The 16,435-nt window shown below is 59.3% G+C and carries 12 protein-coding genes; 7 read left to right on the forward strand and 5 right to left on the reverse strand.

Translation table 11 applies throughout. From position 1 onward, the window contains the following. Positions 1–4 precede the first annotated feature (4 nt). Positions 5–202, reverse strand: a complete 198-nt coding sequence (locus AB4N74_RS01805; RefSeq protein WP_257357463.1) for a hypothetical protein — start codon at positions 200–202, stop codon at positions 5–7. Next, on the reverse strand, positions 199–705 hold the full coding sequence (locus AB4N74_RS01810; RefSeq protein ID WP_306674234.1) for a hypothetical protein: 507 nt from the start codon (positions 703–705) through the stop codon (positions 199–201). Before AB4N74_RS01810 ends, AB4N74_RS01805 begins: the two co-directional genes overlap by 4 nt. A 472-nt stretch (positions 706–1,177) precedes the next feature. On the opposite strand from AB4N74_RS01810, the gene AB4N74_RS01815 reads away from it, so the two are divergent. Beyond that, positions 1,178–2,041, forward strand: coding sequence for a DMT family transporter (locus AB4N74_RS01815; protein ID WP_093438153.1), 864 nt, complete (start codon positions 1,178–1,180; stop codon positions 2,039–2,041). A 121-nt stretch (positions 2,042–2,162) separates the two neighbouring features. Here the strand turns inward: AB4N74_RS01815 and AB4N74_RS01820 are convergent, their stop codons facing one another. Then, positions 2,163–3,071 (reverse strand): DMT family transporter, encoded by a 909-nt coding sequence (locus tag AB4N74_RS01820; RefSeq protein WP_093438149.1) that lies wholly within the window; start codon positions 3,069–3,071, stop codon positions 2,163–2,165. 85 nt (positions 3,072–3,156) lie between these two features. After that, positions 3,157–4,782 carry a methyl-accepting chemotaxis protein gene (locus AB4N74_RS01825; protein ID WP_460098052.1) on the reverse strand — a complete coding sequence of 542 codons (1,626 nt, stop codon included), beginning with the start codon at positions 4,780–4,782 and terminating at the stop codon, positions 3,157–3,159. A gap of 400 nt (positions 4,783–5,182) precedes the next feature. On the opposite strand from AB4N74_RS01825, the gene aceK reads away from it, so the two are divergent. From aceK to AB4N74_RS01850, 5 genes are all read left to right on the forward strand, one after another. Then, a complete protein-coding gene (aceK, locus tag AB4N74_RS01830; RefSeq protein WP_257357470.1) occupies positions 5,183–6,904 on the forward strand; it encodes a bifunctional isocitrate dehydrogenase kinase/phosphatase in 1,722 nt (573 codons plus the stop codon). A 292-nt stretch (positions 6,905–7,196) separates the two neighbouring features. Then, positions 7,197–11,108 (forward strand): ATP-dependent RNA helicase HrpA, encoded by a 3,912-nt coding sequence (hrpA, locus tag AB4N74_RS01835; protein ID WP_460098053.1) that lies wholly within the window; start codon positions 7,197–7,199, stop codon positions 11,106–11,108. A 328-nt stretch (positions 11,109–11,436) separates the two neighbouring features. Then, positions 11,437–12,558: a beta-ketoacyl-ACP synthase III gene (locus tag AB4N74_RS01840; RefSeq protein WP_257357473.1), complete on the forward strand. Its 1,122-nt coding sequence runs from the start codon at positions 11,437–11,439 to the stop codon at positions 12,556–12,558. A 137-nt stretch (positions 12,559–12,695) separates the two neighbouring features. After that, complete coding sequence (locus AB4N74_RS01845; protein ID WP_093438125.1) at positions 12,696–13,307, forward strand: RNA polymerase sigma factor; 612 nt, start codon at positions 12,696–12,698, stop codon at positions 13,305–13,307. Further along, positions 13,301–13,537 carry an anti-sigma factor family protein gene (locus AB4N74_RS01850; RefSeq protein WP_093438121.1) on the forward strand — a complete coding sequence of 79 codons (237 nt, stop codon included), beginning with the start codon at positions 13,301–13,303 and terminating at the stop codon, positions 13,535–13,537. The genes AB4N74_RS01845 and AB4N74_RS01850 overlap by 7 nt, the downstream gene beginning before the upstream one ends. Positions 13,538–13,680: 143 nt before the next feature. On the opposite strand, the gene AB4N74_RS01855 is transcribed toward AB4N74_RS01850, so the two are convergent. Beyond that, positions 13,681–15,003 carry a putative porin gene (locus AB4N74_RS01855; RefSeq protein WP_007914428.1) on the reverse strand — a complete coding sequence of 441 codons (1,323 nt, stop codon included), beginning with the start codon at positions 15,001–15,003 and terminating at the stop codon, positions 13,681–13,683. A gap of 282 nt (positions 15,004–15,285) precedes the next feature. On the opposite strand from AB4N74_RS01855, the gene AB4N74_RS01860 reads away from it, so the two are divergent. After that, a complete protein-coding gene (locus tag AB4N74_RS01860) occupies positions 15,286–16,410 on the forward strand; it encodes a GNAT family N-acetyltransferase (protein WP_257357477.1) in 1,125 nt (374 codons plus the stop codon). The last annotated feature ends 25 nt before the right edge of the window (positions 16,411–16,435 follow it).

Genomic DNA, 16,435 nt, shown 5'->3' on the forward strand with positions numbered 1-16,435 from the left:
CGAGTCAGCGCCGCCCAGCGAGAACGTTGGGTTCGTCTTCGATGCCTGTAATCAATAGCTGAAGAAAGCGCTGCTGATTGGCTGATAGTTCGGAGGAGATAAACTTTTCGTCCGTTGTGATTGATCTTTTCTTAGTAGGGGATTTTTTCACGGATTTACGCATGTTCCCGCCCTCGTTGATCATTACTTGAACAGTTTTCACGATACTTTACTCTCCACTGCGAGGACAAGGCGGCCTTCCAAATCAAATTTGAAGCCGAGTTTTGTATAAACAGGAATTGCTCCAGGTATCGGTTCCTGAACTTCAATGCACTTGCTACCGATTATTTGCGCAAACTCATCGATGGCCACCATCGACAAAAGCGCAATACGCTTTTTAAGCGGGTGAGGCACTCCGGACCGCCCCTCCAATCGTACGATCCGAATTCGCTGGCGGCTTTTGTTCGGATTGACGAAACACAGCCCGCACAGCTGTTCTTCAAACCAGATCGCGATATCCAGGGACAAGGGTTCTCGTGACTTCCATTTGGCAATCTCTCGCCAGCAAAAATGCGGATTCTCCCAAAGCTCGAACGCACCTAGTGCTTCGGCATCGATAGGTTCAAAGCGTACTGTCGACAAGTCTTGTCCCGCCGGTAGCTGCAACAGAGCAGTGGCGATGCTTGCCTGCTTCCTGGCCAGCGACCGATACAACTGATAGCGCAAATACGTCCGTTCTCTTGGCATATGATTTCGAGCATTCCATGTCTCCCCATCGATAGGTGTTGCGGTTGCTCAAAAGCCTATTCAGCTCTCATGCATCCGTCGCTACTGGCCCTTTGTCCAAATCATTGCAATCCATGTCGCCTGGTGGTTATAGTCGGCGCTCGTGAGCCCCCATGGCTCACCTTCCAACCCTTCAAAAAAGATCTGCGCCAATGCCTGCATCCCTCAGCAACGCGGTAGTCGATTCAGCGGTCAACGCTGGCGTCGTGCCGTGCGGGAATCAGCAGCCCAAGCAGATCAGTCATTACCCCCCACCTGTCAGTAGCACGCCGGTGTGCGCAGTCGTATCACCGCCGGGCGTTGGTGTTTCGGGCTGATCGGCAGTTTTTGCTGACCCCTGCGCCCGCCAGAAAAACCTACTGAATTTCAGCTTCGGCTGAGTTGGCTTCTTGCCTGACTACAGGTGGTAATCATGTTTGTCCTGTCGAAAAAATCCGCGCTCGCGGCCGCGTCCACGAGCCTGTTCGTTCTGCTGTGGAGCAGCGGCGCGATCTTCTCCAAATGGGGGCTGGCCCACGCGTCACCATTTGCCTTTCTGCTGATTCGCTTCGCGATTGCCTTTTGCGGGCTCGTGCTGCTGGCGCCGTTGCTCAAGCTGAAGCTGCCCAAGGGCGGCAAACCGATGATGTTTGCGATTGCCACGGGTGTGGTGTTGTTGGGGGCCTATCAGATCTTTTATCTACTGGCCTTGAACAGCAAAGTCACTCCGGGCGTGATGGCGACCATCATGGGCGTGCAGCCGATTCTCACCGTGGTGTTGATGGAGCGGCAGCGCTCGGCGAGCCGGATGTTTGGTCTGGCCTTGGGGTTGGCGGGGCTGATCATGGTGGTTTACCAAGGCATCGGTCTGGCCGGGATGTCCTTGGCGGGGATGCTGTTTGGTCTGCTGGCGCTGGCGAGCATGACGCTGGGCTCGATCATGCAGAAACGCATCACCGACAATCCTCTCGGTACGCTGCCGGTGCAGTACTTGGCCGGGCTGTTGTTGTGCGGGATTTTCGTGCCGTTCCAGCCGTTCCACTTTGAGCACAGCACAGGTTTTATCGTGCCGGTGTTGTGGATGGGGCTGGTGGTGTCGGTGCTGGCGACGCTGTTGCTGTATCGGTTGATCGCGCGGGGCAATCTGGTCAATGTCACCAGTTTGTTCTACCTGGTGCCGGCGGTGACGGCAGTGATGGACTATCTGATTTTCGGCAATCGCCTGGCGGCGTTGAGTGTGCTGGGGATGCTGTTGATCATTGTCGGTCTGGCGTTTGTGTTCCGTAAAACCAGCTAACAGATCGTCAGGTGGCGGCTTTTAGGCCGCCGATCGCAAGCAGGCTCACTCCTACAGGGGAACGCATTCCAATTGTAGGAGTGAGCCTGCTCGCGATGGCCTTTTCGGCCACAGCACAAATTTATCGGGCGGGCGCCTCAGCCGGTTTCACCACCGCCGGCTTCAACACCAGCCACAACGCCAACGCAATCAACACCCCGCCATAAATGTGCGCCATCGACAACGGCTCATCCAGCAGCAACGCCCCCCACAGCACGCCGAATGGCGGAATCATGAAGGTCACGGTCATCGACTTCACCGGCCCGATCGAACTGAGCAGGCGGAAGTAAATGATGTAGGCAAACGCCGTGCAGCCAAGACCCAGGCCCAACAGCGACAGCCAGACATTCCAGCCGCCCCAACTGGCCGGCGGTGCGGTGATCACGCTATATCCAAACAGCGGCAACAGAAACAACGTCGCACCGAGCATGCTGCCCAGCGCCGACAGGCGACTGTCCAGACCACCAGCCTGATCCAGCCAGCGCCGTGCGAGGAAACCGGCAAAACCATAACAAGTGGTCGCCAGCAAACAGGCGAGGGCGCCCATCAACAATTGCAGATCGAACGCCACGGGACCGGCGCGGGTCAGCACGCCAACGCCGAACAGGCCGAGGAACACCCCGCCCAGTTTGGCTGCGGTGAGTTTTTCACTGAAGAACAACCCGCCAATCAGCACGCCCATCAACGGCGTGGTGGCATTGAAGATCGCCGAATAACCGGCCGGTAACACCTGGGCCGCGACCGAATACAGCGTCGCTGGAATCCCCGAGTTGATCACACCCAGCAGCATCACGGTTTTCAGTTTGCCTTTGAAATCCCAGCGTACGCGCATCAGCCCGAGGATCACCAGCAGGCCAAGGGCCGCAATCGACACGCGAAAGAATCCGGTCGGGATCGTGCCGATCACCGGCGCAATAATGCGCATGAACAGAAAACTCGCGCCCCAGATGGCCGCCAGCGACAACATACGGAAAATATCGACAGGGCTCACGGCGGGTCTCCTTCCTTGATCGGGACGAGAGTGTTGCCGAGCGCCCTGCCGAAGGCAACCGCTAATCGGGCATGCAACTGTTCGTTCAGATCACAAAGCGTGTGACCAGGCCGTTCAAGTCGACGGCCAGACGCGACAGTTCCTGGCTTGCGGCCGAGGTCTGGGTGGCGCCAGCGGCGGTCTGGGTCGAGAGGTCGCGGATGGTCACCAGATTCTGATCGACCTCGCGAGCGACCAAGGCCTGTTGCTCGGCTGCACTGGCGATCACCAGGTTGCGTTGGTTGATCTGCGAGATCGACGCGGTGATTTTCTCCAGCGCCTGACCTGCGCTGTTGGCCCGACGCAACGTCTGGCCAGCCTGTTCGGCACTGCTCTGCAGCGCGCCCACGGTCGACCCCGTACCTTGCTGGATGCTGCTGATCATCAGCTCGATTTCTTCCGTGGAATTTTGCGTGCGTTGTGCCAGCGAGCGCACTTCATCGGCCACCACCGCGAAACCGCGCCCGGCTTCACCGGCGCGGGCCGCTTCGATCGCCGCATTGAGCGCCAGCAGGTTGGTCTGTCCGGCAATCCCGCGAATCACTTCCAGCACTTTGCTGATGTCCTGTGCCTGCGTGGCCAGGCCTTCAGCTTGTGCTGAGGCGCCCAGTACGGCGTCGACCAGTTCTTGAATCGAGCTGATGGTTTCGCTGACCTGCACATGACCGTGCTTGCTGTCCTCGTTCGACGCGGCAGACGCCTCGGCGCTGGACACCGCGTTGGCCGCGACTTCGTCCACCGCGGTGCTCATCTCGGTCACTGCGGTGGCGGCTTGTTCGATCTGATCGTTCTGCTGTTGCAGGCCGCGAGTGCTTTGCTCCATCACCGAACTCATTTCCTCGGCCGCGGAAGCCAACTGCTGCGCCGATTCGCTGATGCCGCGAATGGTCGAGCGCAGATTGCCCTGCATCTCGGCCAAGGCGTTGAGCAAATGCGCAGCCTCATCTTTACCGGTGCTGACGATCTCGCCGCTGAGGTCGCCGGCAGCAATGCGCCGCGCCACATTCAGGGCCTGATTGATCGGGGTGGTGATGCTGCGTGTCAGTTGCCAGGCCAGCAGCAGCGTGGCAATCAGGGCAACCACGATGATGGTCGCGACGATCCACAATGCCCGTTGGTACATCGCTGCGGCGGCATCGGCGGCGGCGTCGGCACCTTGCTGATTGAACGCGATCATCTGCTCGAGGGTTTTGTCGAGCAGCGTTCCCTGTGGTGCCAGTTCATTGTTAAGCCGCGTGTAGGCCTGTTCACTTTGCCCGGCGTCGATCTGGCCGATGATCTGTTCGAGAATGCTCATGTACTTGGCGGTGTTGGCATTCAAACCGTCGAGCATCAGCCGTTCTTCTTCGCTGGTGAGCAGGGCTTTGTGATCGGCGAGGCGCTTGAGCAGTTCTTCGCGCTGCGCCTTGATGAGGCCTTTGCTTCTGTCGCGCACAGCAGACTGGGTGCTGGTGATCAGGCGCAAGGATTCAAGACGGATGCTGGCGATGTTCGCCGCCGCGTCATGGATGCTCTCGATGCTCGGCATCCACGATTCTTCAATCACTGTTGCACTCTCGCGCAGGGTTTTCATCTGGCCCAGACCGAACAGGCCGACCACCACCAGCAGACCGGCCAAAACGGCAAAGCTCAAACTGGCGCGCAAACCTATGCGCAGATTCCGGATAGACATCAGTGTGCTCCTTGATCTTTGAGGGGGGGGAGGTCGTCCTCGTCAGCGAGGATCTTGTTATGAAGGGGGGAATGGTGGGCTATATATCAAAGTGCCACTATTTTGGTAAGACCAATCTGGAAGCGTTGCCGTCGGTAAGCGCATTTGCAGTAAAGCCACGAGCTAGACGCGTTTGATCAGTATTGGATCCGAAGCCCAGAGAATTCGCGGCCTGGCGCAGGGCGGCCAGAAGGACCATCAAGGTGATTAACTGACCGAACGGTCGATTAAAAAAACTTTGCTAAAAACTGTGTCGCTGTACAACCCTGACGCGGATTTGGCAGAAATTGCACTTCACGCGCACACGCTTGCGTGGCTAAGCTCAGGCACAGATTTCCCCACGCACGCCGAGGTCTTATCTATGCCGCAGCAATGGCCAGCCACCGATATCGCCCGCATGATCCTCGATGGCTTTGACGATTACCGCGAGCATTTCCGGCGAATCACCGACGGCGCCCGGGAGCGCTTCGAGCAGGCGCGCTGGCAGGAGACGCAAACGGCGTCGGCGGCACGGATCAATCTCTACGAAGAAAAGGTCAGCGAAACTATCGCTCGCCTGCGCGAATACTTCGATGATGAAACGCTGATGAACGTCAACTGCTGGCCGTTGGTGAAAAGTGCCTACATCAGCGTCATCGACCTGCGCTTCGATGATGAGTTGTCCGAGACCTGGTACAACTCGATTTTCTGCGGGCTGTTCAGCCACGACCTAATCAGCGACGGCTGCATGTTCATCCACACCACCCGCCCGAGCCTGCGCCGAGCCCGCGCCGCGCAAACCCGCACCTACAAACCGCAGGGGCAGTTGTCGGGGATGCTCGCGAGCATTTTTGCCGACTATCGCTTCAGCGAGGATTACGCCGATCTGCCGGGTGACCTGCGTCGCCTCGAAGCGCAACTGCGTGAGAACCTGCCGGACTGGGTGTGCAAGGACCCGGAGCTGAGCGTCGAGCTGTTTTCCTCGGTGTTGTACCGCAACAAGGGCGCCTATCTGGTTGGACGCATCTACACCCGCGACGAGCAATGGCCGCTGGTGATCCCGCTGTTGCATCGAGAGGGGCGCGGGATTCAGATCGACGCGTTGATCACCGACGAAGCCGATGTATCGATTATCTTCTCGTTCACCCGTTCGTATTTCATGGTCGATGTACCGGTGCCGGCGGAGTTCATCGGCTTCCTGCGGCGCATTCTGCCGGGCAAGCACATTGCCGAGCTGTACACCTCAATCGGCTTCTACAAGCACGGCAAGTCCGAGTTTTACCGCGCGCTGATCAATCACCTGGCCAACACCGATGATCAGTTCATCATGGCCCCGGGTGTGCGCGGCATGGTCATGAGCGTGTTCACCCTGCCTGGCTTCAACACCGTGTTCAAGATCATCAAGGACCGTTTTTCACCTTCGAAAAACGTCGACCGCGCCACGGTGATCGAGAAGTATCGGCTGGTGAAAAGCGTCGACCGGGTAGGGCGCATGGCCGATACCCAGGAGTTCGCCGATTTCCGTTTTCCGCTGAGCAAGTTTGATCCGGCGTGCCTGGAGGAGCTGCTGGAGGTGGCGCCGTCGACGGTGTCGGTCGAGGGCGACACGGTGTTGATCCGTCACTGCTGGACCGAGCGGCGGATGACCCCGCTCAACCTCTATCTGGAAAACGCCAACGATGCGCAGGTGCGTGAGGCGCTGGAGGATTACGGCCTGGCGATCAAGCAACTGGCGGCGGCGAACATCTTTCCCGGTGACATGCTGCTGAAGAACTTTGGCGTCACTCGCCACGGGCGCGTGGTGTTTTATGACTACGACGAAATCTGCTTCCTGACCGAAGCCAACTTCCGCCACATCCCCGCACCGCGCACGCCGGAGGACGAAATGGCCTCGGAGCCGTGGTATTCGATCGGGCCGCTGGATGTCTTCCCCGAGGAGTTTCCGCCGTTTCTGTTTGCCGATTCGGGGCAGCGCAAGTTGTTCGATCAGTTGCATGGCGAGTTGTATAACGCCGATTACTGGAAGGGCTTGCAGGAGGCGATTCGGGCCGGGAAAGTCATTGATGTTTTCCCGTATCGGCGTAAAGGTCTCGATAACGAGTAGCTCTTTTAAAAAAACACCCTCACCCCAGCCCTCCCGAAACGTCGGACCGCCCGTAGGGAGAGGGGGCCGACCGAGGTGTCTTGCGCCAAACACCGACCTGAAAGAGCTTGGCGATTGTGGATTCGGTGATGCGCGTTCAGGTCGGCGAAGCTGGCAAAGTTGACTCGGTCGGTCCCCTCTCCCTTTGGGAGAGGGCTAGGGTGAGGGCAGCAATCCCCCTGACACGCCACAAATCCGCCAAATCTGCGACAATCCGCCCCCTGCATAAATAGACGACCGAATTGCCTACCCGATGACCGACGAATCGCCCTCCATCGACAAACTGCTGAAGAACCTCGATCACGCCATGCTCGCCGACCGTCACCGGCTGCGGCGACAGTTGCTTGAGCTGCGCAAGAAACCCGACGAGGCCAAACTGGCCCAGTGGGTGACGCGCATGCAGGCGTCCTGTGATCAGGTGCTGGCCCGCCGTGCCAGCCTGCCGGTGATTCGTTACGACGACAGTCTGCCGATTGCGGCCAAGCGCGACGAGATCAAGAAGGCGCTGGAAAAGCATCAAGTGCTGATCATCGCCGGCGAAACCGGCTCGGGCAAAACCACCCAGTTGCCAAAAATCTGTCTGGAAATCGGTCGCGGTCAGCACGGTCTGATCGGCCACACCCAACCACGTCGAATCGCTGCGCGCAGCGTCGCCAGCCGGGTCGCCGAAGAACTCGCTACGCCGCTCGGTGCGCTGGTCGGCTATCAGGTGCGTTTCGAGGATCAAAGCGATTCCAACACTCTGATCAAGCTGATGACCGACGGTATTCTGCTGGCGGAAACCCAGAACGATCGCTACCTCGAACGCTACGACACGATCATCGTCGACGAAGCCCACGAACGCAGCCTCAACATCGACTTCCTGCTCGGCTACCTGAAAACCCTGCTGCCGCGTCGCCCGGACCTGAAAGTCATCATCACTTCGGCGACCATCGATCTGGAGCGCTTCTCCAAGCACTTCGACGATGCGCCAATCGTCGAAGTCTCCGGCCGCACCTTCCCGGTGGATACCTGGTATCGCCCGCTGACCCTGGAGCAGGACGAAGAGGGCAACCGCGTCGAGGATGACCTGACGGTGGATCAAGCGATCCTCGCGACCCTTGACGAAATCGCCGCTTACGAGCGCAGCGAACGCCGCAGTCCGGGAGACGTGCTGGTATTCCTGCCCGGCGAGCGCGAGATTCGCGACGCCGCCGACATGCTGCGCAAGGCGCAACTCAAACACACGGAAATCCTGCCGCTGTACGCGCGCTTGTCGCCGGCCGAGCAGCAGCGGATTTTCCAGTCGCACCCGGGCCGTCGCGTGGTGCTGGCGACCAACGTTGCCGAGACCTCGTTGACCGTGCCGGGCATCCGTTACGTGATCGACAGCGGCACCGCGCGCATCAGCCGTTACAGCTACCGTGCCAAGGTCCAGCGTCTGCCGATCGAGGCGATTTCCCAAGCCAGCGCCAACCAGCGTAAAGGTCGTTGCGGACGGGTTGAGCCGGGCATTTGTATTCGGCTGTACAGCGAAGAAGATTTTAACGGGCGCCCGGAATTCACCGATCCAGAGATTCTGCGCACCAACCTCGCTGCCGTGATTCTGCAGATGCTGCATCTGCGTCTCGGCGAGATCACCGCATTCCCGTTCATCGAGCCGCCGGATGGCAAGGCGATCAGCGACGGTTTCAACCTGCTGCAAGAACTCTCGGCGGTTGACCGCAACAGTCAGCTGACCCCGCTCGGTCGCCAACTGGCGCGCCTGCCGGTCGACCCGCGCATGGGCCGTATGCTGCTTGAAGCAGCCAAGCTCGGCAGTTTGCAGGAAGTGCTGATCGTCGCCAGTGCGATGTCGATTCAAGACCCGCGCGAGCGGCCGCCGGAGCGTCAGCAAGCCGCCGATCAGGCCCACGCGCAATGGAAGGACACCGATTCGGACTTCGCCGGACTGGTCAATCTGTGGCGCGGTTTTGAAGAGCAGCGCCAGGCGCTGACCGCCAGCCCGTTGCGTAACTGGTGCCGGAAGAATTTCCTCAACTATCTGCGTTTGCGCGAGTGGCGCGACTCGCATCGGCAGTTGAGCCTGATCTGCCGCGACATGCAGTTGAGTCTGAATAAAGAGCCGGCGGATTACCCGAAACTGCACAAAGCGGTGCTGGTCGGCTTGCTCAGCCAGATCGGTCAGAAAACCGAGGACGGCGATTACCTCGGCGCGCGTCAGCGACGTTTCTGGATTCACCCGTCGTCGGGCATCGGCAAGAAGCGCCCGCAATGGCTGATGACCGCTGAGCTGGTGGAAACCACCAAGCTTTATGCACGCATGGTCGCCAAGATCGACGCCGACTGGATCGAGCCGCTGGCCGGGCACCTGATCAAGAAAAACCACTTCGAACCGCATTGGGAAAAGAAGCGCGGCCAGGTCGTGGCCTACGAGCAGATCACTCTGTTCGGGCTGATCGTGGTCGGCCGCCGGCCGGTGCATTACGGTCCGGTGGATCCCGTGGTTTCTCGCGAGTTGTTCATTCGCGAAGGCTTGGTGCGTGGCGAGATTCAATCGAAAGCCAAGTGCCTGACCGCCAACCAACAGTTGCTCGAACAGCTCGACGAACTGGAAGCCAAGGCCCGTCGTCGCGACATTCTCGCCGATGAAGAAACCCTGTACGCGTTCTACGACGCGCGGTTGCCGGCGGAGATTCACCAGACCGCGACCTTCGACAGTTGGTACCGCATCAATAGCCAGAAGAATCCGCAGTTGTTGATCATGCGCGAAGAAGACGTGCTGGCTCGCGAGGCCAGTGAAGTCACCGCGCGGGATTACCCGGACACGCTGCACATCGGCGATCTGGAACTGGCGCTGACTTATCACTTCGAGCCCAATCATCCGCGCGACGGCGTGACCCTGCGCGTGCCGGCCCCGCTGTTGCCGATGCTGCCACCGGAACGCCTGGAATGGCTGGTGCCGGGGATGATCGAGGCCAAGTGCATCGCCCTTGTGCGCAACCTGCCGAAGGCCTTGCGCAAGAACTTTGTGCCGGTGCCGGACTTCATCAAAGCCGCGCTGCAACGCATGACCTTTGCCGAGGGTTCGTTGCCGCAAGCGCTCGGTCGCGAACTGCTGCGCATGACTGGCGCGCGGGTCAGTGACGAGGCGTGGGCCGAAGCCGAGCAAGGCGTCGAGGGGCATCTGCGGATGAACCTGGAAATTGTCGACGGCCAAGGCAAATTCCTCGGCGAAGGTCGCGATCTGGCCGAGCTGACCGCACGGTTTGCCGAAGCCAGTCAGGCCGCGCTGGCGGTGCCGCAGAGTGCGAAAAGTCAGCAACCGGTGGAGGCCAAGGTCTTCGCGCCGGTCGCGGAGAAGACTCAGCAGAAGATCGCCGGGCTGTCGATGACGGTATATCCGGCGCTGGTTGAAGAGGGCGGCACGGTCAAGGAAGGGCGCTTCTCGACCCCGGCCGAGGCCGAATTCCAGCATCGTCGCGCCTTGCAGCGGTTATTGATGCAGCAACTGGCGGAGCCGGCCAAGTTCCTGCGTGGCAAGTTGCCGGGGCAGACTGAGCTGGGCTTGCTCTATCGCGAGTTGGGCCGGGTTGATGCGCTGGTTGAAGATATTCTGCTGGCGAGCCTCGACAGCTGCATTCTCGAAGGCGAAGACCCGTTGCCCCGCGACGGCGCCGGTTTGGCAGCACTGGCCGAGCGCAAACGCGGCAACTGGACTGAACACGCCGAACGCGTGGCGCGCCTGACGCTGGAAGTTCTCAAGCTGTGGCACAGCCTGCAAAAGCGCTTCAAGGGGAAGATCGATCTGGCCCAGGCCGTGGCGCTCAATGACATCAAGCAGCAAATCAACAACCTGGTGTATCCGGGGTTTGTCCGCGAAACGCCGATGCAGTGGCTTAAGGAGTTGCCGCGTTACCTGAAAGCGGTCGAGCAGCGCTTCGAAAAGCTCGGCGCGCAGGTGCAGAAGGATCGCGTCTGGAGCGGCGAACTCGCCGGCCTCTGGGGGCAATACCAGACTCGCGCGGCGAAACATGCTCAGGAAGGCAAACGCGATCCGCAGCTTGAGCTGTATCGCTGGTGGCTGGAGGAATACCGGGTGTCGCTGTTCGCCCAGCAGTTGGGGACGAAAGTACCGATTTCCGACAAACGCCTTAACAAGCAGTGGACCCAGGTCGAGCCCTGACCTAGAGGCATATGCAGTCCCTTGTAGGAGTGAGCCTGCTCGCGATTGCGGTGTGTCAGTCACCTTGCCACTGGCAGACAGACCGCAATCGCGAGCAGGCTCGCTCCCACATTGGGATTTGGGTTGTGCTTGAGAAAGGCGCCAAAACCCCGCGTTTATGGCAAACTTCGCGACCATAAACGCCGGTTTCGCGACCCAGAGCCTTCGCCCGGTTCGCGCGACGGAATAAAGCGATGCCAGGTTTGCGTCCCCCGGATGGGAATAGACCCTTTGTGTGTTGGTACGACGGTTCCAGCACTTTCTGCCTGAACAGATTAGAGAAACGACCATGCATAACGTCGTCATCAGCGGCACCGGCCTGTACACCCCGGCCAACAGCATCTCCAATGAAGAGCTGGTGCAGTCTTTCAACGCCTACGTCGCCCAGTTCAACGCCGACAACGCCGAGGCCATTGCCCGCGGCGAAGTCCAGGCCCTGACCGAATCCAGCGCCGCGTTCATCGAAAAAGCTTCAGGCATCAAGAGCCGCTTTGTCATGGACAAGGACGGCATCCTCGATCCGCAACGCATGGCCCCGCGTCTGCCGGAGCGTTCCAACGACGAATGGTCGGTGCTTTGCCAGATGGCTATCGGCGCTGCCGAACAGGCCCTGCAACGTGCCGGCAAAACTGCTGCCGACATCGACGGCGTGATCGTTGCCTGTTCCAACCTGCAGCGCGCCTACCCGGCCATCGCCATCGAAGTCCAGGAAGCCCTGGGCATTCAGGGTTTCGGTTTCGACATGAACGTGGCCTGCTCCTCGGCGACTTTCGGCATCCAGGCCGCCGCCAACAGCGTGCAAATGGGCCAGGCCCGGGCGATCCTGATGGTCAACCCGGAAGTCTGCACCGGTCACCTGAACTTCCGTGACCGCGACAGCCACTTCATCTTCGGCGATGCGGCGACTGCAGTGATCATCGAGCGCGCTGAGACCGCGACGTCCAAACACCAGTTCGATGTGGTCAGCACCAAGCTGCTGACCAAGTTCTCCAACAACATCCGCAACAATTTCGGGTTCCTCAACCGCGCGGCGGAAGAGGGCATTGGTGCCCGCGACAAACTGTTCGTGCAGGAAGGCCGCAAGGTGTTCAAGGATGTCTGCCCGATGGTTGCCGAGCTGATCGGCGAACATCTGCAAGAGAACCAGCTCAACGTCGGCGACGTGAAGCGCTTCTGGCTGCACCAGGCCAACCTGAGCATGAATCACCTGATCGTGCGCAAGTTGCTGGGTCGCGAAGCCACTGAAGAAGAAGCCCCGGTGATTCTCGACACCTACGCCAATACCAGCTCGGCGGGTTCGGTGATTGCTTTCCACAAGTATCAGGATGATCTGGCTGCCGGTTCGCTGGCGGTGTTGAGTTCGTTCGGTGCAGGCTATTCGATCGGTAGCGTGATTCTGCGCAAGCGTTGAAAATCGGTTTAATTTCCACCTGATCGCGCCGACCTTTCCTACATCCGAATCGGCTCAAACGCTGTAATTTTTCGGAAATGGCGGCAGGTGAAGACCTGCCGCTATCATTTTCGGAATCGGCACAAGGAGATTTTTGGATGGCGGCTGACGACACCCAACTGCTTGCGCGCCTGCTGGCGGGTGAGCAAAAGGCTTTCAAGGAACTGGTGACGACGTATCAGAGCGCTATGCGCGCCGTGGCGTATGCGATTGTCGGCCAGCGTCATGTCGAAGAAGTGGTGCAGGACGCCTGGTTGTCGGTGGTGCGCCACATCGCCAGCTTCGAAGGCCGCTCCAGTCTCAAGACCTGGCTGTTGACCATCACGGCCAACTCGGCCAAAAGCCGTTATAAACAAAATCGCCGGGAAGTGTTGATGGATGATCTGCCGTCACCCCATGGCACGATCGACGATGACCGCTTTTCTCCCGGTGACGGCCATTGGCTGGTTGCCCCGTTCGCCTGGCATCAGGACACCCCGGAAGCCTTGCTGACCGAAGGTGAATTGCGTGACTGTCTGGAGCACACTCTGCTGAACCTGTCGGAACTGCAAAGCAGCGTTTTGTTGTTGCGCGAACGCCAAGGGCTGGAGCTGGAGGAGATCTGTAATCTTCTGGAGATCTCGCTCTCCAATGTCCGTGTGCTGCTGCATCGTGCGCGGCTGAAAGTCTTCGCGACCGTGGAGCATTTTGAGGAGACAGGGGAATGCTGACCTGTAAGGAACAAGTGGCGCGCTCCAGCGATTATCTCGATGGCCAATTGAGCTTTCGTGAAAAACTGATGGTGCGCCATCACCTGATGTTTTGCCCGAACTGTCGGCGTTTCATTCGTCAGATGCGTTTGATGCAAGCGACCTTGAAGGCGATGCCGGAGAAACCGGAAGAGGGTGTGGACGCGCTGGCTGAGCGTCTGGCTACGCAGAGGCGGGACGATAGCCCGTAAAAACACAGCCCGGTGCAGCGCCAGCGAACGGATGATGGGGATCGCTGTAACTGCACCGGGCTGCAGGAAAATCAGCTTCGATCGGCAAATCGCAAGGGGAGCCGTGACTTGCGGCTTGTCGCTCGAAGCTTGTAGCTGTTTTCTTAGAACTTGGCTTCCGCGTCCAGCTGCAAGGTGTTGGCGTCAGCGTCACGCTGGGTACGGCTGGCGAAATCGGCCTTGGTCAGGAAGTAGGTAGCGCCAATGGCGAAGTTCTTGTCGATGTCGTAACCGACCTTGAACTTGTGGCCACGGGAACCGGTGGTGCCGTTGGCGAAGTCGGAGTCGGTGAAAGCGCCGACTACGGCGTTGCGCTGCACGTCACGATAGTTGTAATCGAGGTTCAGGCCGAAGACTTTCGACTTGGCACCCAACAGCCACGCGGTGTCCTGATCGGTCACGGCATCGTTGTTCTTCACGTACTGACCGTAGAACGACAGTGGCATTGGCAGACCGCCGATGTCGACCTGGCTGAAGCCTTCATACAGACGGAATTCGTTGTTGGCCGAGTTGCCGTTGACCGCCAGTGCGCACGGTGTGGAAGTGCCGGTGCAGCGGCTGTCTTCGTCGTTCTGGTAGGCATAGACACTACCGCCCAGAGTCACTTTCAAGTTGTCGGTGATGTTGAAGCGGCTACCCAACTGGCCGGCGGTCAGACGCAGGTCGTGACGGAATTGCACGCCATCGCCATCGACGTTGTCCTTGAGGTTGTAGTTACCCAGGCTGCCGAACAGTTCGGCGCTGCTGCCCAACGGGTATTTGTAGGTAACGGCCAGACCTTCCGGGTTGATGTCGCTATCCCAGATCACGTCGCCCATGCTGACCCACGGCTGGAGCATCTTGCCGCCGATAATGTGCAGGTTCTTGATCTGGTCAGGGTGGTAGTCGATGTAGCCCAGATCCAGCCAGATCTGCTTCTTGTCGAAGTAGTTGTCCTGGTCCTGGTTGGTCGAACGGGCATCATCGCCGCCGCCGGTGGCGATACGGATACCGGTGTCGACTTGCGGGTTGATTTCGGTGTAGGCACCCAGACGGGCGCGGATGCGCTGACGGTCCTTGTCGCGGCCACCGTTGTTCGGTTCGCCGTCGATCTTGATGGTCTCCTGACGGATACGCACATCGCCCTTGAATTGGGTCTTGGCTGCCCAGGCGAGTTTCTGGTCGAAGACGCTTTGTTCGTTGGTTTTCTTCGCAACAGCGGCGACTTGTTCGTTGGTCTCTTGCTGCGCCTGCTGCGCGATTTGCTGAGCCTTCTGATCCTTGGCCAGTTCAGTTTGCAGTTCGATGTACTGCGCCTGGGAAATGGAACCGTTAGCCTTGAGCATGTCGAGCAGTTTGGCGTCGACTGCAGCACTGGCCGGAACACTCATGGCCAGCAACAAGCCACCGCACAGGGCCGCCGCAGTTTTCGTGGAAGCAAGACGCATAGCAATCTCCGAAGATGAGAGGGGATGGCACAACCATCCGGGGCACAACCGACGATTCGAGCGTCGGAAAACAGTGTCCGGGTAGAACCCGGCGCTCTAAAAACAGGCGCCAGTATCGCGATGGTTTATGACAGAGCAGTGGCACAGTGATGGCAGGTTGATGACGATATCGATTTGTCCTGAACTATTGATCTAGAGCGCTGTCGGCCGATTGCGGGTGTGCAATGCCACGCAATCGGCGATACTCGCCGGGCGCTGAAGTCTTGTTGTGGAGAGCTGTCGATGCCGTTGCAATGCCTGCAAAACCTGTCGCAAATCGCTCCGGCAACCTGGGATGCGCTGGTGCCTGAAAGCCAGCCATTTCTGCGCCACGCTTTTCTCAGTGCACTGGAAGACAGTGGCAGCGTTGGCCCTCACACCGGCTGGCAACCTGAGCATTTGCTGCATATTGAAGATGATCGACTGATCGCCGCACTGCCCAGTTATCGCAAGTGGCATTCCTACGGCGAGTACGTGTTCGATCATGGCTGGGCCGACGCCTGCGCCCGCGCCGGCATCGATTACTACCCCAAGCTGTTGAGCGCCGTGCCGTTCAGCCCGGTCAGCGGCCCGCGCTTGTTGGCGGCCAATGTCGAAGACGGTTTCGAGCTGCTCAAGAGCCTGCCCGGTTACCTGGAAATCGAAGGGCTTTCCAGCGCGCACATCAACTTCACGGATCCTTTCACCGACGCTGCAATGGCCGAGCAACCAGGCTGGCTGCAACGTATTGGCTGTCAATATCACTGGCAGAATCGCGGGTATCGCGACTTTCAGGATTTCCTCGACGTACTCAGTTCGCGCAAGCGCAAACAGATGCGCAAGGAACGCGAGCAAGTGGCGGGGCAGGGCTTTGCGTTTGAATGGCTGGAGGGGCGCGAGCTGGACGAGGCGCAGTGGGATTTTGTCTACGCTTGTTACGCCAACACCTATGCGGTGCGGCGCCAGACGCCGTATCTGACGCGGGAGTTTTTCAGTCTGCTGGCCGAGCGTATGCCCGAGGCGATCCGCGTGGTACTGGCCAAACAAGGCTCACGGCCGGTGGCGATGGCCTTCAGTCTGGTCGGTGGCGACAGTTTCTACGGGCGCTATTGGGGCTGTCTGGCGGAGTTTGATCGGCTGCACTTTGAGACGTGTTTTTACCAGGGCATGGATTACGCGATCGCGCAGGGTTATCAGCGTTTCGATGCTGGCGCTCAGGGCGAGCACAAGTTGATTCGTGGCTTCGAGCCGGTGATCACCCATTCATGGCATTACTTGCGTCATCCGGGGTTGAAAGCGGCGGTTAAGGATTTCCTGAAACAGGAACGCGCCGGCGTCCTCGCTTATGCCGAAGAAGCGAAAACCGCGTTGCCTTATCGCCAAACCTAGATCCCTTGTGGGAGCGAGCTTGCTC

The organism is Pseudomonas sp. H3_C08 (assembly GCF_054669455.1).

Coding starts and splice junctions, on each gene's coding strand:
- AB4N74_RS01825 (WP_460098052.1), bottom strand. CDS start 4,782: ATGTCTATCCGGAATCTGCGCATAGGTTTGCGCGCCAGTTTGAGCTTT.
- AB4N74_RS01845 (WP_093438125.1), top strand. CDS start 12,696: ATGGCGGCTGACGACACCCAACTGCTTGCGCGCCTGCTGGCGGGTGAG.
- AB4N74_RS01860 (WP_257357477.1), top strand. CDS start 15,286: ATGCCGTTGCAATGCCTGCAAAACCTGTCGCAAATCGCTCCGGCAACC.
- AB4N74_RS01855 (WP_007914428.1), bottom strand. CDS start 15,003: ATGCGTCTTGCTTCCACGAAAACTGCGGCGGCCCTGTGCGGTGGCTTG.
- AB4N74_RS01840 (WP_257357473.1), top strand. CDS start 11,437: ATGCATAACGTCGTCATCAGCGGCACCGGCCTGTACACCCCGGCCAAC.
- hrpA (WP_460098053.1), top strand. CDS start 7,197: ATGACCGACGAATCGCCCTCCATCGACAAACTGCTGAAGAACCTCGAT.
- AB4N74_RS01815 (WP_093438153.1), top strand. CDS start 1,178: ATGTTTGTCCTGTCGAAAAAATCCGCGCTCGCGGCCGCGTCCACGAGC.
- AB4N74_RS01850 (WP_093438121.1), top strand. CDS start 13,301: ATGCTGACCTGTAAGGAACAAGTGGCGCGCTCCAGCGATTATCTCGAT.
- aceK (WP_257357470.1), top strand. CDS start 5,183: ATGCCGCAGCAATGGCCAGCCACCGATATCGCCCGCATGATCCTCGAT.